The sequence below is a fragment of the Sphingobacterium composti genome (genome assembly GCF_009829075.1).
GTDB classification, from domain to species: domain Bacteria; phylum Bacteroidota; class Bacteroidia; order Sphingobacteriales; family Sphingobacteriaceae; genus Sphingobacterium; species Sphingobacterium composti.
On sequence record NZ_WUQZ01000011.1, the window covers coordinates 18,370 to 42,724 of the forward strand.

21 protein-coding genes and 1 tRNA gene are annotated in these 24,355 nt (G+C 37.9%); 5 read left to right on the top strand and 17 right to left on the bottom strand.

Going from position 1 to position 24,355, the window contains the following annotated elements; genetic code table 11:
- Positions 1-56: 56 nt before the first annotated feature.
- The 9 genes from GOQ17_RS08995 to mutY form a co-directional block, all read right to left on the bottom strand.
- Positions 57-752 carry a YiaD family glycine zipper/OmpA-like lipoprotein gene (locus GOQ17_RS08995; protein ID WP_159637002.1) on the bottom strand — a complete coding sequence of 232 codons (696 nt, stop codon included), beginning with the start codon at positions 750-752 and terminating at the stop codon, positions 57-59.
- A gap of 89 nt (positions 753-841) precedes the next feature.
- Positions 842-1,597 (bottom strand): hypothetical protein, encoded by a 756-nt coding sequence (locus GOQ17_RS09000; RefSeq protein ID WP_159637003.1) that lies wholly within the window; start codon positions 1,595-1,597, stop codon positions 842-844.
- 64 nt (positions 1,598-1,661) lie between these two features.
- A complete protein-coding gene (locus GOQ17_RS09005) occupies positions 1,662-2,069 on the bottom strand; it encodes a hypothetical protein (RefSeq protein ID WP_159637004.1) in 408 nt (135 codons plus the stop codon).
- Between the two features lies 1 nt (position 2,070).
- Positions 2,071-3,477, bottom strand: coding sequence for a 23S rRNA (uracil(1939)-C(5))-methyltransferase RlmD (rlmD, locus tag GOQ17_RS09010; RefSeq protein ID WP_159637005.1), 1,407 nt, complete (start codon positions 3,475-3,477; stop codon positions 2,071-2,073).
- Positions 3,478-3,531: 54 nt separating this feature from the next.
- Positions 3,532-4,107 (bottom strand): TetR/AcrR family transcriptional regulator, encoded by a 576-nt coding sequence (locus tag GOQ17_RS09015; RefSeq protein WP_159637006.1) that lies wholly within the window; start codon positions 4,105-4,107, stop codon positions 3,532-3,534.
- Position 4,108: 1 nt separating this feature from the next.
- The gene (locus GOQ17_RS09020; protein WP_159637008.1) at positions 4,109-4,507 is read right to left on the bottom strand and encodes a hypothetical protein; all 399 of its coding nucleotides are present in this window, start codon (positions 4,505-4,507) and stop codon (positions 4,109-4,111) included.
- Complete coding sequence (gene pheS, locus GOQ17_RS09025; RefSeq protein WP_159637009.1) at positions 4,508-5,545, bottom strand: phenylalanine--tRNA ligase subunit alpha; 1,038 nt, start codon at positions 5,543-5,545, stop codon at positions 4,508-4,510.
- A gap of 65 nt (positions 5,546-5,610) precedes the next feature.
- The gene (locus GOQ17_RS09030) at positions 5,611-6,072 is read right to left on the bottom strand and encodes a single-stranded DNA-binding protein (protein ID WP_159637010.1); all 462 of its coding nucleotides are present in this window, start codon (positions 6,070-6,072) and stop codon (positions 5,611-5,613) included.
- A gap of 26 nt (positions 6,073-6,098) precedes the next feature.
- Entirely contained in the window at positions 6,099-7,145 is a 1,047-nt protein-coding gene (gene mutY, locus GOQ17_RS09035; RefSeq protein ID WP_159637011.1) for an A/G-specific adenine glycosylase, read from the bottom strand.
- Between the two features lie 145 nt (positions 7,146-7,290).
- Here mutY and GOQ17_RS09040 point away from each other — a divergent pair, with 145 nt between their 5' ends.
- From GOQ17_RS09040 to GOQ17_RS09050, 3 genes are all read left to right on the top strand, one after another.
- A complete protein-coding gene (locus GOQ17_RS09040; RefSeq protein ID WP_159637012.1) occupies positions 7,291-8,145 on the top strand; it encodes a M23 family metallopeptidase in 855 nt (284 codons plus the stop codon).
- A gap of 94 nt (positions 8,146-8,239) precedes the next feature.
- Positions 8,240-9,697 carry a WG repeat-containing protein gene (locus tag GOQ17_RS09045; RefSeq protein ID WP_159637014.1) on the top strand — a complete coding sequence of 486 codons (1,458 nt, stop codon included), beginning with the start codon at positions 8,240-8,242 and terminating at the stop codon, positions 9,695-9,697.
- Between the two features lie 63 nt (positions 9,698-9,760).
- Positions 9,761-10,147 (top strand): hypothetical protein, encoded by a 387-nt coding sequence (locus GOQ17_RS09050; RefSeq protein WP_159637015.1) that lies wholly within the window; start codon positions 9,761-9,763, stop codon positions 10,145-10,147.
- Here GOQ17_RS09050 and GOQ17_RS09055 read toward each other — a convergent pair.
- Entirely contained in the window at positions 10,135-10,527 is a 393-nt protein-coding gene (locus GOQ17_RS09055; RefSeq protein ID WP_159637016.1) for a DUF2752 domain-containing protein, read from the bottom strand. The two genes, GOQ17_RS09050 and GOQ17_RS09055, sit on opposite strands and share 13 nt — an antisense overlap.
- A 215-nt stretch (positions 10,528-10,742) precedes the next feature.
- On the opposite strand from GOQ17_RS09055, the gene GOQ17_RS09060 reads away from it, so the two are divergent.
- The gene (locus tag GOQ17_RS09060; RefSeq protein WP_262885588.1) at positions 10,743-12,113 is read left to right on the top strand and encodes a glycoside hydrolase family 97 N-terminal domain-containing protein; all 1,371 of its coding nucleotides are present in this window, start codon (positions 10,743-10,745) and stop codon (positions 12,111-12,113) included.
- Positions 12,061-12,903: a glycoside hydrolase family 97 C-terminal domain-containing protein gene (locus tag GOQ17_RS16495; RefSeq protein ID WP_262885589.1), complete on the top strand. Its 843-nt coding sequence runs from the start codon at positions 12,061-12,063 to the stop codon at positions 12,901-12,903. Before GOQ17_RS09060 ends, GOQ17_RS16495 begins: the two co-directional genes overlap by 53 nt.
- A gap of 392 nt (positions 12,904-13,295) precedes the next feature.
- On the opposite strand, the gene GOQ17_RS09065 is transcribed toward GOQ17_RS16495, so the two are convergent.
- The 7 genes from GOQ17_RS09065 to GOQ17_RS09095 all read right to left on the bottom strand — a co-directional run bounded on the left by GOQ17_RS09065 (position 13,296) and on the right by GOQ17_RS09095 (position 24,219).
- Positions 13,296-14,393, bottom strand: coding sequence for a cellulase family glycosylhydrolase (locus GOQ17_RS09065; RefSeq protein WP_159637017.1), 1,098 nt, complete (start codon positions 14,391-14,393; stop codon positions 13,296-13,298).
- Between the two features lie 93 nt (positions 14,394-14,486).
- The gene (locus GOQ17_RS09070; protein WP_159637018.1) at positions 14,487-16,025 is read right to left on the bottom strand and encodes a right-handed parallel beta-helix repeat-containing protein; all 1,539 of its coding nucleotides are present in this window, start codon (positions 16,023-16,025) and stop codon (positions 14,487-14,489) included.
- A gap of 55 nt (positions 16,026-16,080) precedes the next feature.
- Positions 16,081-17,784: a RagB/SusD family nutrient uptake outer membrane protein gene (locus GOQ17_RS09075; protein WP_159637019.1), complete on the bottom strand. Its 1,704-nt coding sequence runs from the start codon at positions 17,782-17,784 to the stop codon at positions 16,081-16,083.
- Positions 17,785-17,794: 10 nt separating this feature from the next.
- Positions 17,795-21,064 carry a TonB-dependent receptor gene (locus tag GOQ17_RS09080; protein ID WP_159637020.1) on the bottom strand — a complete coding sequence of 1,090 codons (3,270 nt, stop codon included), beginning with the start codon at positions 21,062-21,064 and terminating at the stop codon, positions 17,795-17,797.
- A gap of 398 nt (positions 21,065-21,462) precedes the next feature.
- Positions 21,463-22,647, bottom strand: a complete 1,185-nt coding sequence (locus tag GOQ17_RS09085; RefSeq protein ID WP_159637021.1) for a FecR family protein — start codon at positions 22,645-22,647, stop codon at positions 21,463-21,465.
- 117 nt (positions 22,648-22,764) lie between these two features.
- Complete coding sequence (locus GOQ17_RS09090; protein WP_159637022.1) at positions 22,765-23,370, bottom strand: RNA polymerase sigma factor; 606 nt, start codon at positions 23,368-23,370, stop codon at positions 22,765-22,767.
- A gap of 777 nt (positions 23,371-24,147) precedes the next feature.
- Positions 24,148-24,219 (bottom strand) — tRNA-Glu (locus tag GOQ17_RS09095).
- Positions 24,220-24,355 lie beyond the last annotated feature (136 nt).

Here is a 24,355-nt window from a genome sequence, read left to right on the forward strand (position 1 = left end):
AAAAGCGTTGGATTATTCATCCAACGCATTCTATATTTTTAGTTCAATAATTTTAATTATTGACCTGCTTGAGCTTTAGCTGCCTCTTGCATTTTTTTACTTGCAACGATTACTACCTCAACACGACGATTTTCTGCACGACCTGCGTCAGTATCATTTGAAGCGATTGGTTCTGCGAAGTTTTTACCTTCAGTTTTTACACGAGCACCAGCTAATCCTTGAGATACTGCGTAATCTCTTACTGCTTTAGCGCGAGCTTCAGAAACTTTTTGATTTGCAGCTAATGTACCTACATTGTCCGTGTGACCTAAAACTAAAATTTCAGTATCTGGCTCTTTATTTAATGTTTCTACCAATTTAGCAATGTTAGATTTTGCATCACCTTTAAGAGCAGAGCTATTAAAATCAAACAAAATACCTGAATCAAATTTTACTAAGATACCTTCACCTACTTGCTCAACTTGTGCACCCGCTACAGAGTTTTCAATCTCTTTAGCTTGTTTATCCATTTTTTTACCGATTAATGTACCAGCAGCACCACCAATAACAGCACCAGCAATAGCACCAATAGCTGTATTCCCAGCTTTGTTACCAATCAATGCACCAATACCAGCACCAGCTGAAGTACCGATTACAGCACCTTTAGTTGTACTATTTGTATTTTGGATAGTTTCACAACTAGCTAATAACATTGCAGATGTAGCCAACGATAGACCATATACTGCTAACTTTTTATTCACTTTCATAATCATATATTATATTCTTCAATATTGTATTTAGTTAAGAGGTAATCAAAGCTAATGCCAAATTTTATGACTACCACATAAAGTTGATTTAAAAGCTAATTTTGTGGCGGTATATCTAATTTAGGTAATTTTTCTGGAACAGGACGACCTTTTGAATCCCATTCTTTGAATGACTTTGTAATATAATTTAACAAATCATACTGACCCCATTTGGTGACTACTGCATGAGAGGGTCTGTATATTTCCATAAAATGTTCTAAATCTTGTCCTTCCAAACCTGTAGTATTAGAAACTACTGATTTATTAAAAATTCGATCTACAGCAATGGCATCTAACTCTCTATCCATAAATTTTTCGAATCGCTTCATGTTTTTAGCTTCGCGGCCAAATAGATTGTATAATGCAGTAGCTGGACTTCCTAAATAAGTGCCTACTGAATTTTTGCCTCCATTGTAAATCCCTTTTTTAGAATAATCGTTTAGAATATCTTCCATTTCTTGTTGTCGCGTACGACGTGCGACTACTACTTCTTCAATAGATAGACCAGGCTGCATTTCAAGAACAATGTCTTCCATTGTGTATAACACAGTTTTTAACGGGCCATATCCAACTTTTGTAAAAGATAAACTATCTCCAATTGCTGCCTCAATGTAGAATACGCCAAAATTATTGGTAGTAACTGTTCTTTTCGTACGAATATTTATCACATTTACATCTGATAATCGCTTCCCATTGCCTTTTTCCAATACTATACCCGATACTTTAGGCATATCTGACACCTGCGCTTCTGCAAATTGTATTAGAAGCAACAAAGGTATCATTAAGGCTATATTTTTAAATATTATAGTCATAGGCATCTAAAGTAAACAAATATTGGACTAGGTTTTGTTAAAAAGTTTTAAGAGTACGTAATATTTATTTATAAGGATAAAAAACAAAATTTGCGCCCTCAGGCACCACTACAAATAAGCACATATAGTCTTCAGACTTTTTATATGCCTTTTCAAAATTTGCCTTTTTGGACTCTTGCACTACACCTCTTTCGACAAATTCTTCTAAAGACGATGCATATACTGACCAATTAGTCCCTAATTCTGTTTTGTCTAATATGATTTCACCCAAAGAAACCTCGTGTTGTGTAGCCACAAATATAGGATATAACGTATACCCTTCTGTAACCATCTCTGTTGAAATTTCCTTGATAGACTCACTATAGAAGTCCAAATCAACTTTCAAACTTTGTAATGGACTTGATTTTTTCTGCTCCTTACCTGGAGACTCACCACCCGCGGATGTGCCTGCTAATAAATCTGAAAAATCCATATTACTTTAATTTTAGTAAAACCACATTTTCTACGTGCTGCGTTTGCGGAAACATATCCACTGGTTTAATACGTACTACGTCATATTTTGCAGCTAACATTTCTAAATCTCTAGCTTGTGTAGCGGCATTACAACTAACATATACAACTTTTGGCGATTCCATTTCAAGAATTCTGTTCACCACATCTGCATGCATTCCTGCACGAGGAGGGTCGGTAATTACAACATCTGGTTTTCCGTGTTCAGCTACAAACTGAGCTGTCAACACATCTTTCATATCACCCGCGTAAAACTTGGTGTTATTAATGCCATTGATTTGTGAATTGATTTTGGCATCTTCAATCGCTGTCGGAACATACTCTACACCCACGACTTCTTTGGCTTGGCGAGCAACAAAATTAGCAATGGTACCTGCACCTGTATACAAGTCATAAACCAACTCGTCCCCTTTTAGTTCTGCAAAATCACGTGTGATTTTGTACAATTCATACGCTTGTGCAGAGTTTGTTTGGTAAAAAGACTTTGGACCTACTTTGAATTTAAGCCCTTCCATCTCTTCATAGATGTAATCACGACCTTTGAAAGTAATTATTTCTTGATCGAAAATCGTATCGTTACGTTTTTGATTAATGATATAAAGAAGTGATGTGATATCAGGGAATTTTTCATTCACAAAATTCATCACCAAATCCACTTGACCTTCTTCTGGATAAGCAAATACGACAACAACCATCACTTCACCTGTAGAAGACGTACGGATGATTAAATTACGTAAAGCCCCTTCATGCTCACGTAAATCATAAAAGGTAATACCTTGCTCAATAGCAAAATCACGAATAGAATTACGTAAGCTATTTGATGGATCTTGTTGTAAATAACAATGGTCAATATCCAAAATCTTGTCAAAGCGACCAGGAACATGAAAACCTAAAGCGTTCAAATTGTCTGGCTCCACTACTTCATCACGATTAGTCAACCACCTTTTATTCGAAAAAGTATATTCTAATTTATTACGGTAGTAAGTCGTTTCAGCAGAACCTAAGATTTCTTCCATCGTAGAAGTATCTACTTTTCCGATGCGTGTCAATGCATTATCTACTGATTGCTGTTTAAATTTCAATTGCGCATCATAACTCATGTGTTGCCACTTGCAACCACCACAAACGCCAAAATGCGGACAGAATGGTTCGATACGATAAGGTGATGCTTCATTAAGTTTGGTAACACGTCCTTCTGCAAAGTTTTTTTTCTTACGTTGCAACTCTACATCCACCACATCCCCAGGAATAGCCTTTTCAATAAAAAGCACCATATCCTCATGTCTTCCTACACCTTTTCCTTCTTCAGCGATGTCGAAAATCTCAATATTTTGTAATTGTTTTTTGTCTTGCGGTATTCTTCTGCCCATAGGATACAAAAATACACTTTTTAATTGCATTTTGGAATGCAAGAAATAGTCTGTTTAAGCTATAGTTGCCTGAACTAAATAGGGAAGAATTTCTTTTTGAAAAGAAATAAAATTTTTGCGAACATCAGCTTCTGTTACTGCCGTAAAAGCAAAGGAGAAAACAATATTTTTGCTTGATTTTATCAGAAATGTAAGTTTTTCTTCAGGTATAGTAGCACCTATCAATTCATTTTTGATAAATGAACTCAATAATAAAAACTCTAAATCATCAGAAAGCGTTTTTAAATATTCCTGCGCATTGGTTGATTCGCGAATAAATTCCCAACCGATGAATTCATTGCACACGGTATATGTGACACGGCTCACCTTTGCAATAGTCTTAAATAAGTAATTTTCTAATTCTTGATCACGAAAGTCAGATGACAATATACCTTCTAGATTTTCGCGGATATAATCCATTAAAACTTCATGTAGAATTAATTCTTTGGAGGGAAATATTTTGTAAAAAGTTGCTTTTGAAATTTGAGATTGTTTAGCCAATTCATTGACACTAGTTTTATTGTAGCCGTATTTGCGAAACAAATCACGGGCAGCTTTTTTTATCACATGAACAATATCTTCCTGACTCATATCAATTGCTTATAATGATTAATTCTCCAGAGGTCTGTACACCATATTTTTTAAGTGAACATTCTGAAGATTGGGTGGGGGTTCCATCCATTAATAGCCACTTTGCTCCTGATTCTTTGTCGACAATCTCGAAACCTTCTACTAAAAGTTTGGTGTTGGATATTGGAACGCAACGATCATAGGCAACTAACTGCTTTCCTGTGTTATAAACTATTATACCACACTTTCCCCCATCAGCATAAGACCAGCCATTCGTTACCCTAACAGGTGTGGCTTGATCAGGGTTTAGTGTGGTTTTAAAACTAACACTATTTAAAACAATATTGCATCCTCCATCTTTGCAACTGCTCGCTAGGAGAGTGAAGAATAAGAATGCAATACCATTTATATATTTAATCATCTAGATGATTTCAGTTTCAAATTGAGATAAGAAACGAGTGTCGTTTTCTGAGAACAAACGTAAATCTTTGATCTCATATTTTAAGTTTGTGATACGTTCAATACCCATACCGAACGCGAAACCTGAATATTTCTTGCTGTCAATACCACAGTTTTCTAATACATTCGGATCGACCATCCCGCATCCTAAGATTTCCACCCAACCCGAACCTTTACATAAGTTGCATCCAGCACCTTTACAGATTGTACACGAAATATCCATTTCTGCCGAAGGCTCCGTAAATGGGAAATATGATGGGCGGAAGCGAACTTTTGTACCTTCCCCATACAATTCTTGCACGAAGTGAAAAAGAGTTTGTTTTAAATCTGCAAAAGAAACATTTTCATCAACATACAAGCCTTCTACTTGATGGAAGAAACAGTGCGCTCTAGCCGAAATTGCCTCATTGCGGTATACGCGCCCTGGCATAATCGCTCTAAATGGCGGCTTTCCAGCCTCCATCAAACGAACTTGTACAGACGATGTGTGTGTACGCAAAGCAATATCATTTCCTTCTTGTTTCTTGATGAAGAAAGTATCTTGCATATCACGAGCAGGATGTTCAGGAGGGAAGTTTAAGGCTGAAAAATTATGCCAATCATCTTCAATCTCTGGACCTTCTGCAACGATAAATCCTAATTTTTTGAAAATCTCCACAATCTCTTTGCGCACGAGCGATAGAGGATGACGAGATCCTAATTGAAAACCTTCACCTGGTAGAGTTAAATCTTCTTCTTCGCGTTTATGACTTTTAGCAGTATTCGCAAACTGAGCTTGAGAATCTTGAAATTTAGTCTCCGCTAATTGTTTGAACTCATTCAATACTTTACCCAAAACACGTTTTTCATCTGCTGAAACGGTTTTGAATTCTTCAAACAATTCTTTAACGATTCCTTTAGAAACTAAAAATTTTAATCTAAAATTCTCTACATCCGCAGCAGATGCCGGCGTAAATTGCTCAATCTCTTTGGTATACTGCGCTATTTTATCTTGCAACATAATTGCCAAAGATACGGCAAAAATTAAACTTTTAGTGAATGGTTACTCAAAAATATTCTTGCTATTTAGAACGGTAAACCGTCGTCAGTTTCATTTTCTGTAAAATCTACACTTTGCTCTTGTGTCGCATTATTCGTCGCAGTAGCAGAATTTGCGTTGCTAGTTGAGTTATTACTATTAGAGGTGTTTTCAAAATCTGATTTACGCCCTAAAATATTAAAGCTTTCTGCTACGATCTCCGTTGTATATCGTCTTACACCTTCTTTGTCTTCGTATGATCGTGTACGAAGTTTCCCTTCAATATACACTAGTCTTCCTTTAGTCAAATATTTGGCTGCAACATCTGCCAAACCTCTCCACATGACAATATTGTGCCATTCGGTTTGTTCGACTTTCCTTCCATCTTTGTTAAATGTTTCTGAAGTAGCTAACGGAAAACTGGCAACGCTTACATTCCCTTCTAAATAACGTAATTCTGGATCTTTTCCCAAGTGACCCACTAAAATAACTTTGTTAACGCTCGACATAATAATTTAGAGTTTTAATTGATTAGTTACACCAAATACTTATTAATGAAAGAAAAAATAAGCTTGTGCTTAGCTAATTTATCTAAATTATCTGAATTATAATAATTCCATGATGGTTTTTTTTTGATATTATTTTGCTCATCTACAACACGATAAAATTTTGCATAGATATTTTGATGACTCAGAATATGCTTTATAGGTTCTCCAATAGATAATATTTTGACATCTTCAAATTCTTGTTTGAACTTCCCATGCAGTTGTAACTCCTCGGTACTAAGATCAGATTCTGTCTCTATAAGTGGAAATTCATACATATTTGCCCACACATCATTAACACCTCTTTTTGTAAAGACATATGCATCATTTTTCTCTATTATAAAATAGTTAAAATAACGATTTCTGCTGGCTTTACCTTTTGTTTTGACTGGGAGCAAATTGACCAATCCATTTTTTGAGGCTGTACATCCTAATCTTAAAATACAATTTTCACAGGCTGGATTTTTAGGTTTACAAATTGTTGCTCCAAAATCCATTATAGCTTGATTAAATAATCCGGGCTGAGTGTCTGACACTACCTCATTTGCCAATGCTTGAAATTGTTTTTTACCAACTGAGGAATTGATGGGAGTGTCAATACCAAAATAGCGTGATAATACCCGGAATACATTTCCATCTAATACAGCTTTTTTCTCATTTTTAGAAAATGAAGCAATTGCTGCTGCGGTATACTCACCGACACCCGATAATTTAATAACATCATCATAGGTATTGGGGAAAATCCCATCGTAGTCAGCCATTACAATTTTGGCAGCTCTATGCATATTACGTACTCTGGAATAATAACCTAATCCTTGCCAAAGGCGCAGAAGATCGTCTTCGTCAGCGTTCGCAAAATCCTTAACAGTAGGGTAGTTTTCTGCAAATCTGTAAAAATATGGCAGGCCTTGTTCTACACGAGTTTGCTGTAATATGATCTCCGACAACCAAATGATATACGGGTCTTTGGTGTGTCGCCAAGGTAGGTCTCGACCGTTTTTTTTATACCAGCTAATTAGCTCATCTGCTATAATCATAACACAAATATGAAGATAATTTAACAGTTTTTAACAACAACATGCTGATAGTCAATAACAACAAGTTGACTGTTAGTCAAATAAATTGTAACTTTGCAAGCATCCTATCGAAAAACGAAAACAACTAAACTACAAAGGGAGGAGTATGTTTAAGAAAAAATCTGCTATACAAATTCGTATAGAAGGAAATCATGACAAGAGTTTAGAAATACCTACAGTACTATTAAAGTATTGGAAGCAAATTTCTATTTCTGCTGTGGCATTAGTAATCACCCTAATAGGTTCTATTGCTTATTTTGCGGCTATTAAAAAAGCGGAAGATGTCAGTGCTAAATATCAAGCTGCACTAGACAAGATTAATCAAAAAAATGAAAAACTTAATTCTACACAGTTAGAAACTCAGCAAGATATATTAGAAGCCAAGAAATCTTTCATGAAAATTGATTCTACCATTCAAAGTATAAATGGGAAGATGAAAAAGCGTGGTATTAATACCAAATTGGCAATTGCTAATACTGGAGGTCCTGTAGAAATTGATGAAGAGAATATTGTAATGTTAAGCGAATATTATGAAAATCTATTGGCGAATGTAGAGAAAAAAATGTCTAGTATTCCGCTTGGTAAACCTCATAATGGATCTATCACTTCTAGATTCGGTTATAGAGTCAATCCTTTTACGCGTAGAGGTAGAGAAATGCATTCAGGTATTGATTTCAAAGGTAGAATGGGGGATCCTATTCGCGCTACAGCAGATGGTGTAATTACTTTTGCAGGATATGAAGGTCAATATGGTTATGTCGTAAAAGTAAAGCATAAACATGGTTATGAAACACGCTATGCACATTTGGTACGTACGCAGGTGAAAAAGGGACAACGTGTGGAAGCGGGGACTGTTGTAGGGTTGTTAGGAAATACTGGACGCAGTACAGGGCCACATCTTCACTATGAAATTTTAAAAGATAACAAAAAGATTAATCCTGAAAAATATTTCGAATTATAAGATTAGGCAGCCCAATGGCTGCCTTTTTTTTGTTAAAATTTTATCCTTTTGATTTGGTTTATTTTCTACATATTTGTCGTAAACATAAACTCAAATGAAAAGTATTTTAACGCTTAATTTATTGTTATTTTTGATATTGCCTGTTTTTTCACAATATCCAACATTTAAGATTGACTATAAATTTATTGTCGACGAATCTCTGTTACAAATGGATGAAGATGAGTTGGATGATGAACAGAAAATACTGATGGCAACAGCAGCCTTAGCATTAGCATTTCAGGATGAAGACAAACCAATTGCTCAAGTTTGGACAAGCAACAAATTTGTGCGTGCAAAAACTAGTCTCTATGGTGATAGCTATGAGATTAATGATAAAGAAAATAATAGGCATATAGCTATTTATCCAGAAAGTCAGCAGTATTATATAAACAGTGTTTTACAGGACAAGTTGTTAGATTTGGAAGATTCATTTCAGCTAGCTTCAGAGCTCCCAATCTCGTACATTGAGGGTCAAGAAAAATCAATCGCAGGCTACACATGTAAATTGGCTATATTAAAAGTGGTTGGGGTTGATGACAATTCTGCAAGTATTAATGTTTGGTATACAGAAATGCTTCCTTCTACTTTTTGGGGTGAATATGCATATCTAAAGAATATACCTGGTGCTGCTTTGGAGATTTCGACATCTGGACTTGGAATTCAAGCGTCAAGTGTTGTGACTGAGGGAGATGCGAGTATTTTCGAAATTCCTGCAAATTATGTGCAAATCGATAGCCCTTTGGCATTAGATTTTTCTTTCAACACGGAGGATTATGAATCAGAAAAGTTAGATGAATATTATCTAAATGATTCATTAGTTGCTTTTTTGGATAAAGAAATCAATCAATATGGTATCAAAACTTATGATGGTGATATTGTTGTAAATCCACAGTTTTTAGATATCTATCAATATGATAATGGACTGGCAATAGTGTCGAATGATGGATATAATTATGGTGCTATAGACTTAAAAGGCAAAATTGTAATTCCTCTTATGTACGATGCACTTACTTACAATAGTGTGGACGATACATTTATTTTTTTAAAAGATGCTAAATATGGCATAATTAGTTCGACTAATCAAATTGTTATTCCTAATGAATACGATTATATCTCATTCATCGTTAATGAACGAGCAATTGTAAGTAAAGAGGATGCATACGGAATAATTGACAGTAAGAATCAAATCGTGGTTCCGCTAAAGTATGATTACATAATGGACGTAGTAGGTGATTATTTTATTTCCTTTGAAAATGATGATGTGTGTGTACTTTATTCATTTAAGGGCGAAAAGAGAGCAACCTACCCATATATTTCTAACGCGTATGCAGAAAATCTTTTTGTGGTAATGAAAGATGAAAAATATGGCTATATCAATTCAGCGGGAAAAGTAATCATACCTATAATTTATGAATACGCCTCCGCATTTACTAATGGACTTGCAACAGTATTACAAGAAGGATCAGAACAAACAATAACAATTAATACGAGAGGAGAAATTGTACAAGAGTAAATTTTGTATTTTTGGCAAATGAATCAATCTTTTGAAATAAATACTCTTCATAGGGGGAAATATATGCTCAGTTTTTTCTCTTTATTGCTATTAGCTGGGATTATTTCATCACAGATACCTACTTCAGAAATGGCAAAGGTTATTATAATATTATTTACGATTCCTATTATACTATTTTTGTCCGTCAAATGGAGTAAAAATAAATCTATTTGGGAGCTATCAGATGAGGAGGTGCTCATTCATTTTCCGGATAGATCAGACAAATATCTTATTAGCGATATTGATCATATCAAAAGTCTTACCCGGTCTGGGGGTAATTTGTACGTATTTCATCTCAAAAAAAAATCACCAAAGCGGTATTGGCGAAATAAGTTGTTTTCATCGGATGATGATAATTTAATGTTACATCATGCACTTATGAATCATTCTGTCGAATATTATAAAATGTAACTTATATTACGCCAAATCGTAAAAATCAATATGATGCTAACTACGATTATTAGTGCATTCTTACCATATAGCTTATTATATATATTCAATTCTGTTTTTGAGGGATTTTTAATTAATCTGAGGTATATCCAGAGCAAAATATAAGGAGTGAATATAAATATTAATGGATTTTGATTAAACGCTGCTTTGAATTCTCCATTCAAAAACAGATGAGCTGCACGTTGTGTACCACACGTTGGACAATCTAATCCTGTGACATGTTTTATAGGACAAGCAGGGAAAAAATTATACAACATTGGGTTGTATAGCTTGTAAATTAGTCCTACAATGCCTGTCATTAATAGTATGCTAAATCCTATAAAAACTCTTTTTAAACTCATACTTAACCTTTATACAATAGCTAATGTACTGAATTATTCGTTTGGAAAGTTTAGGCTACACTTTAATATCGCTTAGTTATATTTTTAGTAACCAAATATGACGTTATTAAATACTTAATTATGCTCTATAAATTTTGAAATAATTGTAATTTAAAGTTATTATTGTTTCTTGTTTTGTTCGGATGTTATTTAAAATTCACTAAATTATTTAGCTCATGAAAAGAATCTCACTCCTAGTGAGCATACTGTTGCTTTCAGTTATTTCAAATGCACAAGTATTATTATCTCCTTCTGAAAAATTCAAACTCGAATTTAGTTTAGACCCAAAGGGCACACCAATATATCAATTGACTTATAAGAATAAAGTCGTTATTAAGTCCAGCAAATTAGGTTTAGAATTGACCAATCATCCGAAGAAGAATGTGATGGATGAAGGTGATTATGCTTCAGCAAAATTTGCTTCGCACTCGTTGTATGACGGTTTTAAAGTTATCAACGAAGAAAGAAGCAGTTTTAATGAAATATGGAAAACTGTTTGGGGCGAGGAAAGTGAAATTCTTAATAATTATAATGAGCTGCTGATTCCTATGCAGCAAGATGGCTCAAATAGAAAGGTAAACATAAGATTCCGACTGTTTGATGATGGTTTAGGTTTTCGGTATGAATTCCCCTTACAAATTGAAATGAAATATTTGGTCATCAAAGAAGAGAAGACCGAATTTGCGCTAACGGGGGATCATAAAGCGTGGTGGATTCCAGGTGACTATGATACGCAGGAGTATGAATATACACAGTCAAAACTCTCTGAAATACGTGGAAAGATGAAAGGTGCGATAACGAATAATCTCTCTCAAACACCTTTCTCCCCAACAGGTGTACAGACGGCGTTACTGATGAAATCAGATGATGGTCTTTTTATTAATATTCATGAGGCTGCATTAATTAATTATTCGTGTATGCATTTGGATTTGGATGATAAGAACTTTGTTCTACATTCGTGGTTGACACCAGAGGCTAATGGAACCAAGGGTTCTCTACAAGCACCTTGCACAACGCCTTGGCGTACTATCATCGTAGGAGAAAAGGCAACAGATATTTTGGCTTCACGTATAACTTTGAATTTGAATGAGCCTTCAAAAATAGACGATATCTCGTGGATTAAGCCAACTAAATATGTAGGAGTTTGGTGGGAGATGATTACTGGTAAAAGTGATTGGTCTTATACCTATGATTTACCTGTTATTCAAATTGGAAAAACAGACTATAGTAAACTAAAACCACACGGCAGACATGGTGCAAGAACAGAAAATGTAAAACGTTACATTGATTTTGCATCGCAGCATGGATTTGATGCGGTATTGGTCGAAGGTTGGAATATTGGATGGGAAGATTGGATTGGCAATGCAAAAGACCACGTATATGATTTTGTGACACCTTACCCGGATTTTGATGTAATTGGAGTTCAAGAGTACGCTAAATCAAAAGGAGTTAAGATGATCATGCATCATGAGACTTCTGGTTCTGTACGCAATTATGAGAGGTATTTGGACACAAGCTTATCGTTTTATGAATCAGTTTGGGTATGAGGCTGTAAAAAGTGGCTATGTAGGTGATATTGTTCCCATTGGAAATTACCATTATAGTCAGTTTGTAAATAACCATTACCAATATGCTATTGAAAAGGCAGCAGAACATAAAATAATGGTCAATGCACATGAGGCAGTAAGACCTACAGGTGTTGGTCGCACTTGGCCTAATCTTATTGCGAATGAATCTGCTCGAGGGACAGAATATCAAGCTTTTGGAGGAACAAAAACTCCACATGTAACTATTTTGCCGTTTACTCGAATGATTGGTGGTCCCATGGATTTTACTTCGGGCATTTTTGAGATGGACCTTAGAAAAGTAAATCCAGGAAATGGCTCTTATGTAAATTCAACTATTGCGAATCAGTTAGGGTTATATGTAGTGATATATAGTCCATTGCAAATGGCTGCAGATTTGCCAGAGAATTATGAGCGTTTTATGGATGCTTTTCAGTTTATTAAGGATGTAGCGTTCGATTGGGATTACAGCAAGTATTTAGAAGCCAACCCAGGAGAATATGTTACAATAGCGCGTAAAGCTAAGGGAGAAAATAAGTGGTTTGTAGGGAATGTCAGCGGCGAGAATGGACATATTTCAGTAATAGATTTTAGTTTTCTCCCCGTTGGGAAAAAATATATAGCTACTGTATATGCAGATGCTCCTGATGAACATTATAAAACCAATCCGCAAGCATATACAATCAAAAAGATACAGATTACTAGCAAGACAAAATTCAAGCAACAAGTAGCTTCTGGTGGTGGTTATGCCATTAGTATTATACAGAAATGAGTTTAGATAGCTTAAATATGAGGAGTAGGTGGTAGCAGAAATGTTGCCACCTTTTTTTATTTTAAAAATAAAAGCGACTCTTTTGAAGTCGCTTTTTCGTAGCCCGTAGGGGAATAACACCTACTAAACATTAATCTCTTTATCAGATTTTTACAAACTTGCCTTTTTCCAACTCACCGAATTACTCACTGGTTTGACATACATTTTAGCTGCAATTGCTTATTGAGCAAAGATAACATAAATCGAATAGATTGGCCCTGCAAATTAATCGACTTCTAGAAAACAGGATTTTTTAATAATATGGAATTTGGTGATAGAAGTTACTAAGTGAATCACTGTATAAGAAAATCTAAAACCCCATCGAATCCGACAGGGTTTTAACAAGTTTATTTTTACGGATTAGCGGATCTTGTGAGCGACCGAATAACCTGCAATTCAGCTTCCTGATAGGCTGTTCCATCTTTTCGGAAAATATCATGAAACCATAATGTAGGTTCGGACATATGAGGAAGTGGTGTGTCCCACGCAAATATAGTATTTGTTTTACCAGATACGAGTCCCCAATTTATAGCACCTATATTTTCTTGCATAAGCAGAGGCATGATGTCTTGAAATGTACTTTTCTGTGTTCTGGCCATATATTCTGTACATATTAGCGGCCGTCCATATTGCTTGAGAGAATCAATCAATTTCTTGTGTTCGTTTAAAGGTTCATAAGTATGATAGGTGATGATATCTGAATTTTCTAATTGAAAAATGTTCAATTCATGTAGGTTTAGATCCCAGATACCTGCTGTGATAGGCTGCGATGGATTTATGGATCTTGCCCAGCTAAAAATCTTTTGCAGTAAAAAAAGACTTTTCTCGTTGTAACGATAAGGACCTGATCCGCCTGGCTCATTGTACAGATCCCACATTAGAATTCTTTCATCGTTTTTGAAGGTGATGAGTATATCTTTTACATATTCCTCTAATTTTGGTAGAACAGCGGTGGTATCGCCTTTGTAGTACAGGTCTCCAGGATCTCTTAACCAACCCGAATTGTGTACTCCTGGTTTAGGACTGGGTTGCTTACCAACTTTGAAATCCGGGTTCCAACAATCGTCAAAGAATACGAACATGGAGGATATCTTGTGCTTGTGGGATATATCTAGATATTGATTGATACGTTTCTTAAAGCCATCTTTGTCAGATTCCCATAATGCATGATGTAAAAAGACGCGCATGGTATTCATACCGATAGCTGCAGCCCACCCTAATTCACGATCTATGGTGACGGGGTCAAAGGTATCTGCTTGCCACATCTCCAACTGATTGATGGCATTGCTAGGTATATAATTGGCACCACTCAACCAGCCTTGTTGGTCATACCATTCGTTGGATTGCTTCTCCGTCCAGCGATCGCGGGGCTTCTGCTCTGTGGAGCAAGAAAGCACCAAAACCGCCAAAATCAATAACAAGCTACTTGCTGATATTATTTGTTTCGCCATGATACTCTTCGTTTTGTTTTTGTTAAAAATATTTGTTTTATTTTATACTATATGGTGCTACCCTTATCGGGCTACACCATATAGGTTGATCCATTAATCCAAGAAAACGGTTGGTTCCGTTGTTATCCCATAATCAGCGAGTCGGTAATGGCGGTCTTTGGATGGTGTTATCATAAATGATCCATTACCCAACAGATCATTGATAACCGGATAATAATTAGTAGCCGTTTTCGGGCGGAATACTAATACACAATAGTCTCCCCTAACTACATAGCCCATTTCAAGCGTGGCATTATTCAAAGAGCCGATGAGCTTGCGATCTATAACCTTCAACGCACCTCCTTCAAACTTCATATCCAATTCGATGGCCTCATTATCTGATAGATCGATCCGCAACTTGCTTCTATAGGGTGATACGACCAGCGCTCCAACCACATGCCAATCAGTGTCGAAATGGTTAAAGTTGGTAAAAATCAACGCATCAGACGACATATTTCTTACTTTTTGCAGCAGAGACAGATCATAAGGACTTACCAGATGTGGATTGTGTACCGTACTGTTAACAAATGTATAAAAGTTGCTCACATCATATCCAACTATCGCCGTGTTTATATCAAACACTTTAAATCCGGTATTCCGCGCCGTAATCATCGCATTTGATATTTTTAGCTGCAGTGGTGTAGTAAAAGCATTATCCCGGTATATAAATGCAGTACCGAAATTATCCAAATAAGAATAATAGATATTCTGGTCCAATACCAACGTCGGTCCATGATTACCTACGATCATAATACCTTTATCGACCGTATCGTAGTAAATCTGGTTAAATACAAAGAAACCACCACAATCGATACGTATCCCTTCTGTTTGCCGGTAATTGTCTCCTCCTATATCCGTACCTCCCGTCGTATTTTTTGAAAGAATATGTACATTGTTGATAACATGACCTGGCGATTTGGTAACAATAGCCCATTTTGTAGAATAAATGAATGTATTTGAAATTTTTACATCTGCACACGATTCATCGATATAGATACCGTAGATATCCTCATTAGAAGACATTCCCTGGATTGTTATATTATCAATCTTTGTATCACAACTACCCGTTCCCAAAAAATCATCGGTTACGTAAATACGCAGATGCGTATCCCGTCCTCTCACCAAACTCATATTTTTTAATGAAACAAGCTGCTTCAGTCCATTTACGACAATACCATTATCTGAGTTATAGCAATCAAAAACGCCACCTTCCACATACGAAAATCGCCGGTGACTGCGGTCTACGATTGATACGTCGGAAAATCCGATTTTCAACAATGCTTCCAATTGCCCATCACTTTTAACATAAGCGCTAGGGTCTAATTTCAGGTTGACACTTTTGGTGTAATCCAAGGGTAAAACCATGGGCTCTGTGAGGTTATACACACCCGCTGGAAAGTATAATGTTTTACCGTACGATCTACGCACCAATGCATTTAGTTCCGATCCGATAGGCGAACCATCATTTTTCACACCATGTTCAATCACCGATACAAAATCTTCGGTAGTTTCGTAATTATTTCCCATCACATTTTCCTTTTTACACCCCAGAAAAAGGATAATCACAAATATATAGGCTAACTTTGTCGACATGTTATCTATTCATTATATTTTAATCTTCTGTTAATTTTAGGTTCTTGACCTCGAATTAATTCCATCCTGGATTTTGTGACAAGACACCATCTGTTTTGTCAATTTCCAGTTGTGGTATAGGGAATAAATAGTTTCGTGCAGGGTCAAATCTCCGCTGGTGATATATCGGGTAGGTAAACTCACCATTTGCTGATACTTCCACTTTCCTTACCGGGCCATTGTCCGTAATTTCTGCAATCTTCCACCGTCTTACGTCCCAAAAACGTTGGTTTTCCACCGCAAACTCTATCCGCCGTTCATGCCTTATCCGCTCACGCATCTGATTTTTGTCCAATCCGGTTGGCAAACCCGGCATGTCCGAACGGCTACGGATTTCGTTTACCGCATCATACACACGGTTATCCGGTGCAGATAGCGACTCATTAAGTGCTTCTGCGTAATTCAGATACAATTCTCCCAACCGGAACAACACAAATTTTTTAGGTACAAAACCAGAGTTGGTTGTCAAGTTATAGGATTCGGTACAGTACTTTCGCCAGTAGTAGAGTATACGGGGTCTATCCTCATTAAAATCTCTTCCTCCACGTCTGATATCCACTGCCCTTCCTTTCCATTGCGCACCATGGTACAGTATCGTTTGATAAAACCGGGGATCGCGATGGGCGTACGGTTCTTGCGGGTTATAGTCCGATTCCGGATTCACCAACTGCTTATTATTTGCATCATATCCTAAAACCGGCGATACGCCCTTATCTGTTTCATATGCATCTACAAACTCCTGGATAGGGGCCTCCACGTGCCACCCTCCGTAACCCAGAGAATGTGTATAATGTTCCCAGCCCCAGAAGTTATCTTCGAAAGAAAAATCCACACTATGCATAATCACTTCGGGATTATCCAACTGCAAGAAGATACGCTCGTAAGCCTGCAAACCATTGCTTTCACCTCTGGAAAGTGTGAAATTATTGTTTTCCGCGAACTGCATGGCAGTTTCTGTAGCTTGTAACGCGGCCTGCCAACGGGCAACATCATTGTTGGGGTTGAACAGTGGCGAAGCATAGTAAAGCAATACACGCGACAGCAACGCATGGCAGAAGGTGGCATTCATCCGTCCATTGTTGGCTGCATCCAGCCTTGCAGGCAGAATTGCCACTGCTTTAGCCAAATCTTCTTTAATGAGATCAATAACGTTCCCAATAGGTTCCCGTGGATAAAAAGTCTCTTCCCCACCAGGATCTATTACATGGGTGATGATAGGTACCTCCCCCCACATCTTGAAGAGCTGGAAATAAAAAAGAGCACGGAGCGCATACGCCTCGCCCAGGAGCCGTTCTTTTATACGCACGGTGGTGCTCCCTTCCTGCGCTTCGTTTGGAATCAGGTGATTATTTTCAATAAACATATTGATTCGGCGGATGGAACGATAGTACTGCGCCCAGCGTGATTGCATTGGGAATGCCGACGGGTTCCAGTCGTTATAATTAAACTTTGTTGTTCCCAACACTGCCTCATAGAGCATGCTCACACCTTCGTCTGTACCTGCACCCAGATTGAATAAAGTGTTACCTGGAGATTCGATATAAATTGACGGGACATCACGGTAAGCATTGGTTAAGAAGGCTTCCGCATTTGCAAGACTGCTGAAAACTTCTTCTTTTCCGATAAAATCACTTGGAGCCCGCTCTAAGAAATCCTTGCTGCACGAGGTAAAAAGGAAAAGCATCCATATGGGCAAATATATTATTGTATTTCGTATCATGGTTACTAGCTTAAAATTTTACATTCAATCCGATATTGAATACCCTTTGTATCGGGTAGGGTATAGCCGTGCCGCCCCATGTTTCAGGATCCCGGTCTTTAATCTTCAAACGATCGAAAACCAGCAAGTTTTGCCCGTTCAAGAATAATCGTCCGGATGTAAGGTTGGCAAGCGCTGTCCATCTGTTGGGGATCGTAAAACCGATTTCCATGTTTCGCAGTTTCAGGTAATCCGTGTTTTCCAAGTAGAATGTGGAGCTTACTTTGTTGTTTTCTGCATTCGATGCCACAACGGCTTCGGCATTCTCTCGATTTTCGTCTGTCCAGCGTTTCAATTGTATCGGGTCGAGATCCCTCGGTTGCCTAAAAATTGTACCACCTGCGGCACCGTTAAACAACATACTGATATCCAAATTTTTATAATTCATTCCTAAGGAGATTCCCCCCATTAGGTTCGGGATATTAAAAACGCGGATGGGCACCCGATCATAGGTATTAACTTCCCCATCGCCGTTTGTGTCAGCATATTTCAGATAACCCGGCAATACAGTGGACGAAAAACGCTGCACAGGACTATTGGCGATGTCCTCCTCGCTTGAAAAAAAGCCTATAGCCTCGTATCCCAGCTCATACCCGATCGGGTATCCTCTCAAACCCTGATAGGGGAACATCGGAGTGGGCTGATCGTTTCGGATGATCTTATTCTTGGTGTACGTGAGGTTTAAGTTTGTAAAAAAGCCCACATCGCCCCATTGCTGCTTTAAGCGTATTTCACCGTCTATTCCTCTATTCACCACTTCCCCACTGTTCCGCGGTGCTAAATTCACTATACCAATATAATCCGGTACAGTCCCCGGTGTTGTGAGGATATTGGTACGCCGTTCGTGGAAAACATCCAACGATAGGAATAATGTCTCTCCATCAAACAGTCCTGCTTCAAAACCGATGTTCGATTTTTTCGCTCGTTCCCAGGTAATGTAGCTATTGCCAACCCTGTTTTCATGGTATCCCGGTGCCCAGCGGAATGCATTGCCGAACGGGTAGCCGTCGCTTGGGCCAAAATCTGAAATATACAACCAGCGCTGACCGCCAATATTATCATTTCCTACTACACCGTACGATCCGCGCCATTTTAGGTATTTCACCACATCCTGGCCTGCCATGAAACGCTCGTTACTCATGAGCCAAGCTAACGAAAAACTAGGGAAAAAACCGTAGCGCTTATCGGGCATAAAATTTTCGGACCCGTTAAATCCAAGGTTAGTTTCGAGAAACAGTTTCTGGTTATATCCATATACAAACCGACCGCTCACTCCTTGATACGCATAAGGCAATTCATCATTCAATACACGGAGGGTTCGATTAGCCAACAACTGTGCCGTAATGGCATTTCTGCCTACTTGTTTATCGTAGTTCAGCCTTACATCAAAGTAATTGGATCGCTCTATGCTGCTCGAGCCCCACGTGGACAACCTGGAATATACTTGATATTGCTGATAAAGGGGATTTTTATGTATATCCAACCCACGGTACCAATAGGAATCGAAGTTCTGCGTCCGCCCGGTATGCTTGTAGTTATTATTCTCAAAGCTAAAATACGATTGGATGGTAAGCCCATCTGTGATGAAATCGAGATCATGCTTCGCCGACAACGTACCATACAATACATTTGTAAACCCTTGGTAATAACCCGCTCGGGTTATCATTCCCAATGGATTAGGCGTATATGGGTGTAGCACTTCGCTACCATTCCCAAAACTTCCATCCGGATTATATATAGGCATGGCAAAACGTGGCAGCGTTGATATGGTGCCAAAGGTATTGGCAAAACCTTGGGCTGGTCCTACACGTTCTTCGAGCCGTCCAGCAAGGTCAATTTGCACGGCTAGCCTTTTTGTAGCATCGATATCAATATTGGAACGGAAATTATAACGATCAAATTTAGGTGTCTGCCGGTAATTTTCTTTAAATACATCACCATGATTCAACAACGTACTTTGTTTCAGATAACTTCCCGATGCAAAATATCGCACCTTGTTGGACGATCCCGATATATTCACATTATACTGATTTTGATATGCTTGATCTCGCAATATTTCATCCAACCAGTTCACATCGGGATAAAGAAAAGGTTCAGAACCATCACGAATACTCTGCAACGCAGCTTCCGTAAACCGTGGGGTCAGCCCCATATTTTTATCATTCTCATTGTAAAATAACGCCGCATCGTATAGGTTTATCATTTCGGGAAGCCTAATAGGCTGCATTGCTGAAACCTGGCCTGTAAAGTCAATCACATTCTTTTGGTTTGCCGCCCCACGTTTGGTTGTAACAACGATGACACCGTTGGCGCCCTGTATACCATACAAAGCAGACGATGATGCGTCTTTGAGTATCGCTACCGATTCGACTTCGTTAGGGTCGATCTGGCTAAAACTCCCCATCCCTCTCGGCAAACCGTCTACCACAATGAGCGGTGCTGTATTGGAACTGTAACTCCCTATACCTCGGATATACAGGTTCGCTGCATCGGCCCCCGGTTCGCCGGTACTTTGCACACTGATCAGTCCAGGCAAGCGACCGGCAAGCGCATTGTTGAGGTTAGCTACCGGGCTTTGCTTCAATTCCTTTGTCTCTATACGTGACATCGCTCCCGTAACCGATCTTTTGGTCTGGCGGATGTTCATCCCTACCACCACAACCTCGTCCAAAGTACTTTCCGGTTCAAGTTTGATATCGATAAAGTCTAGTTTCCCGACAGCTATCTCCCAAGTTTTATACCCGATAAAAGATACCTGCAAAACTGAGCGGTTATCACAATCCTCCAACGTGAATAATCCTTGTTCATCCGTGGTTGTACCATTTGTTGTCCCTTTTTCCACAACGCTTGCACCGGCGATGGCCTCTCCGCTTTCATCTGTCACTTTTCCCTTGACTTGTCGCAGTTGCTTCTTAATTTCTGCCGCAACACTAGATTCACTCCGCTTCACAACATAAATCTGCCTATCGGAGACAAAATAGGTGTTCCCTATAGGCGTCAGGATTTCGTCTAAAACATCAGCCACCTTCCGGTTATCGGTATTCACCGTTACCTTTCGGTTACCATCAAGAACATTGTCCTGATAGAAAAAAACATATTCCGTTTTTTTCTCTATTTCCGAAAGGACCTGCTGTACCGTTTTGTTCTTTAGATGTAGGGATACTCTTGCCGTCTGAGAGTAATTGTCATTGGAATAGCATATACCAATCCCCAAAGCAAAACATAAAACAAACAACTTCATAATTCGACATGTTCTTCTAATACCTAGCCGAAAAGAGCTAAGTTTCTCAAAATTATCATACATTTGTAATGGTTTATACGTTTATAACTATAACTAAATTCTTAACCGGATGACATTGGCCTGTTGTCCGGTTTCTTGTTTTGTAGGTTTACATTTATCTCATAGGCACTTCTTTTTGAATTAGGTTTTTCGTTTATTTGGTCTCATTCGTTAGTTAAAACTATGTACTTTCATTGCAAGACTTTCAGTTTCTATAAATATCACTCAAGAATAATTGTATCTTGATCTTCGTTATCAGGTGCTCTATTCTCCAAATATTAAAATTTACATTTTTATACATAGAGAAAGAATTTCATTCTTTCATCAAGCAAACCTATGGACTTTCAGTTCATAGTGGTTTAGTAATAAATGGTATAATCACCATCCGCATTTTTCAGATAATTGATCGGTAACGCACGGGTCAAGTCGGTCAGCAAGATATCTAAATTGTCTTTAAGATCCAGTTTACCAGAACATTTTAGATGAGCAGCTTGATCATCACATACGATTTTCGCACCATAATAACGTTCCAGCCGTTTAATGATATCGCCTAGGGCTTCGCTTTCAAAACGGTATAGCCCTTGCTTCCATAATGCGTACATGCTCGCATCCACCGTCTTAATAGACGGCGTACCTTCTGTATTGGAATACAATTGGTTTGGTTTCAATACGACATCCTTCTTATGTGTGGCAGAAGCAATATTAACGGAACCCGATAGTAGTGCGACATTGTTTATGTGATCGACTTCGTATGCAGAAACATTAAACTTTGTCCCTAACACCGATATATCCATCCGCTTCGTTTTGACAATAAATGGACGGTTCTTATCTTCAGCAACTTCAATATAAATTTCACCATTGACATAAATCTCCCGGTTTTCTTTACTGAATTGGTTCGGGTAGACTAGCTTAGTGCCCGCATTGACCCATGCTTTTGTACCATCCGAGAAGATAATAGTCGAACGCTTGCCATGGGGTGTGATTAATTGATTATAAGAAGTCATCACTTTCTCTTGAAGAATGATATTATCATCCGCCACGATATCATCGACTCCATATTGAACAGACGATTCTGTATTGTGCAATGTAACAACCTGATCCTCTCCTAGAACAAGCCGTGTATCTACAGCATTAAAATCCACTTCCGGTAATGCTTGTGCATACGTTGTAATATCCCTCTGCTGAACATCTTCACTTTTTTTCCACAAAAAAGGCAATATAGCCACCATAATACAAGCAGCAACGGCAATCGCTCGCAACATGATATACCTTGCATTTTTCTTTTTCTTTTGGCCAATCACATACTGTAGCTGTTCTCTACCTTCAGAAATTTCAGCCGGTGTCATGCTAAATTTGTTAAATCGAACACTGGTTTTATATAGCGAGATGGCTTCCTCTATGATAGGCGCTAGATCCGGATGCCGATTGATAACATTCTTCCAGAAAAGGGCATCCTCTTCGCTCTTTAGAAGCTGCCAACGCAGAAAATCTTCGTCCTTAAGAAGGTCTATAACTGTATATCCTCGAAATTGGTTATCGCGCATTTATCTTGTTTGCTTTCCGTATATACAAACGAGTTATTCTTTTATACCCACTTTTTGGGAAAAATATTTTTTTAGCTATAAACATGACATCCCTAAGGGATGTGTATGTTTGATACATCAAGAACAGAAATGTTTCAATAGGTATATCAACAGCAATTGCTCCTCGCTCCTCAATCTTTTTAATGACCGCGAAATTAGTTTTCGTGCACCATGCTGTGTTGTCCCCAATATATCTGCAATTTCTGCATACTCCAGTTCTTGTATGAAACGTAGATAGATCGCTTCCTTTTGGCGAGCGGTCAATTTAGTAAGAAGGTTATCTATCTTTTGCTGTATGATAATGCGATCTTCTTCATTAATAATCGAATCCAAGACGGTCGTCGAAATAGAAAAATTTAAGACGTCGGCAGTGAATGGTGCTGCGGTACTAACTCTTTTGGAGGCGTAGATATTGTATAGTTTATTTTTAAGGGATTTGAGCAGAAAAAATTTTAAATGATCAATAGAAGAAAAATTCTTTGCACCAGCATGAATATTGACAAATACATCCTGGACAGCATCTCTCACGACATCCTTATCACCGCCAAGACTTATCCCGTATGCATACAGATCATTTATAAAAACGGTATAAAAGTATGAAAAAGCCTCGTTACTTCCCTTTAGGAATTCCATAAGCATGGTATTCTCATATTCATCATAAGTGCGAGCGGTCGTATTGGTCATAAATATCGAAATTCTATTCAAACAAAGATAGTCGATTTTTTTAATCTCGAAAAAAGAAGTGTCGAGGGAGGTTTGCTTTGTAAACGTTTCAGAGCAAGCGGAAGTTGGGCAGAGCCCTACTTTGCTTGCCGTATCCGCTGCAAACGGGGTTTTGGGTATCCTCCGTTGATACCCTTATGGCCTAACGGCATGGTAGAGGTCGGTTTCGGTATACTCTTGGGTATACCGGACAGACATTCCCAGATATACCGATATGTCATGATGCCGATATGTCATGATGCCGATATACATATAGATGTATATACCATGTTTTTAACGACGTCTGTTCTGTATCTTTTTAGTAAATTTGGTCTATGTCGTCAAAATACTTTAAATACCGCACAGCATTCCAACTTAAGGTACATCCTTATGATCTGGGGGTATTGACCGGTCTGAAAAGAGGCAGTGACGACAACCATTTCCTTTTGAAAGTCTATAAACTCGTTTTGGTTTCTTCAGATAGAAGAGTAAGGAATAATTCGTACTCATGATTTTAACCATTTAAGTGTAACAAACTTAGCCTTGCAGCTTAACGAAATCAAGATGTTCAATATCTGAACAAGTTGTCAATCAAAAAATTAACCCCTTTCCAGTGAGTCATGTATTTTGAAAAAGCGACTCACCGAATGACTCACTTTTTTATTGGGAATAATCGAAAGTTATTGTAGATACTGAAAAACAAAAAAGCTTGCAATCATTTGATTTGCAAGCTTTTGAATGTTTTGATCTCAAGATCTGTAGCCCGTAGGGGAATCGAACCCCTGTTTCCAGAATGAAAATCTGGCGTCCTAACCCCTAGACGAACGGGCCGTTATCTGTTTCGGTGTGCAAATATAGTTTTAATTTTTTGTTGAACAAAAAAAAGTGAAAAAAAATTAGTATTTATGTATAGAACAAACATTTCTAGTTATGATTAAACGCCAAAGTATACATCTGTTTATATTAA

Excerpts from the sequence above, each read along its gene's own strand:
- GOQ17_RS09000 (WP_159637003.1), bottom strand. The coding sequence starts at position 1,597 with ATGACTATAATATTTAAAAATATAGCCTTAATGATACCTTTGTTGCTT.
- GOQ17_RS16495 (WP_262885589.1), top strand. The coding sequence starts at position 12,061 with ATGAGAGGTATTTGGACACAAGCTTATCGTTTTATGAATCAGTTTGGG.
- GOQ17_RS09015 (WP_159637006.1), bottom strand. The coding sequence starts at position 4,107 with ATGAGTCAGGAAGATATTGTTCATGTGATAAAAAAAGCTGCCCGTGAT.
- GOQ17_RS09060 (WP_262885588.1), top strand. The coding sequence starts at position 10,743 with ATGAAAAGAATCTCACTCCTAGTGAGCATACTGTTGCTTTCAGTTATT.
- GOQ17_RS09085 (WP_159637021.1), bottom strand. The coding sequence starts at position 22,647 with ATGCGCGATAACCAATTTCGAGGATATACAGTTATAGACCTTCTTAAG.
- rlmD (WP_159637005.1), bottom strand. The coding sequence starts at position 3,477 with ATGGGCAGAAGAATACCGCAAGACAAAAAACAATTACAAAATATTGAG.
- GOQ17_RS09075 (WP_159637019.1), bottom strand. The coding sequence starts at position 17,784 with ATGATACGAAATACAATAATATATTTGCCCATATGGATGCTTTTCCTT.
- GOQ17_RS09030 (WP_159637010.1), bottom strand. The coding sequence starts at position 6,072 with ATGTCGAGCGTTAACAAAGTTATTTTAGTGGGTCACTTGGGAAAAGAT.
- GOQ17_RS08995 (WP_159637002.1), bottom strand. The coding sequence starts at position 752 with ATGATTATGAAAGTGAATAAAAAGTTAGCAGTATATGGTCTATCGTTG.
- GOQ17_RS09090 (WP_159637022.1), bottom strand. The coding sequence starts at position 23,370 with ATGACCAATACGACCGCTCGCACTTATGATGAATATGAGAATACCATG.
- GOQ17_RS09055 (WP_159637016.1), bottom strand. The coding sequence starts at position 10,527 with ATGAGTTTAAAAAGAGTTTTTATAGGATTTAGCATACTATTAATGACA.
- GOQ17_RS09050 (WP_159637015.1), top strand. The coding sequence starts at position 9,761 with ATGCTCAGTTTTTTCTCTTTATTGCTATTAGCTGGGATTATTTCATCA.
- pheS (WP_159637009.1), bottom strand. The coding sequence starts at position 5,545 with ATGTTGCAAGATAAAATAGCGCAGTATACCAAAGAGATTGAGCAATTT.
- GOQ17_RS09065 (WP_159637017.1), bottom strand. The coding sequence starts at position 14,393 with ATGGCGAAACAAATAATATCAGCAAGTAGCTTGTTATTGATTTTGGCG.
- GOQ17_RS09070 (WP_159637018.1), bottom strand. The coding sequence starts at position 16,025 with ATGTCGACAAAGTTAGCCTATATATTTGTGATTATCCTTTTTCTGGGG.
- mutY (WP_159637011.1), bottom strand. The coding sequence starts at position 7,145 with ATGATTATAGCAGATGAGCTAATTAGCTGGTATAAAAAAAACGGTCGA.
- GOQ17_RS09080 (WP_159637020.1), bottom strand. The coding sequence starts at position 21,064 with ATGAAGTTGTTTGTTTTATGTTTTGCTTTGGGGATTGGTATATGCTAT.
- GOQ17_RS09040 (WP_159637012.1), top strand. The coding sequence starts at position 7,291 with ATGTTTAAGAAAAAATCTGCTATACAAATTCGTATAGAAGGAAATCAT.
- GOQ17_RS09045 (WP_159637014.1), top strand. The coding sequence starts at position 8,240 with ATGAAAAGTATTTTAACGCTTAATTTATTGTTATTTTTGATATTGCCT.
- GOQ17_RS09020 (WP_159637008.1), bottom strand. The coding sequence starts at position 4,507 with ATGATTAAATATATAAATGGTATTGCATTCTTATTCTTCACTCTCCTA.
- GOQ17_RS09005 (WP_159637004.1), bottom strand. The coding sequence starts at position 2,069 with ATGGATTTTTCAGATTTATTAGCAGGCACATCCGCGGGTGGTGAGTCT.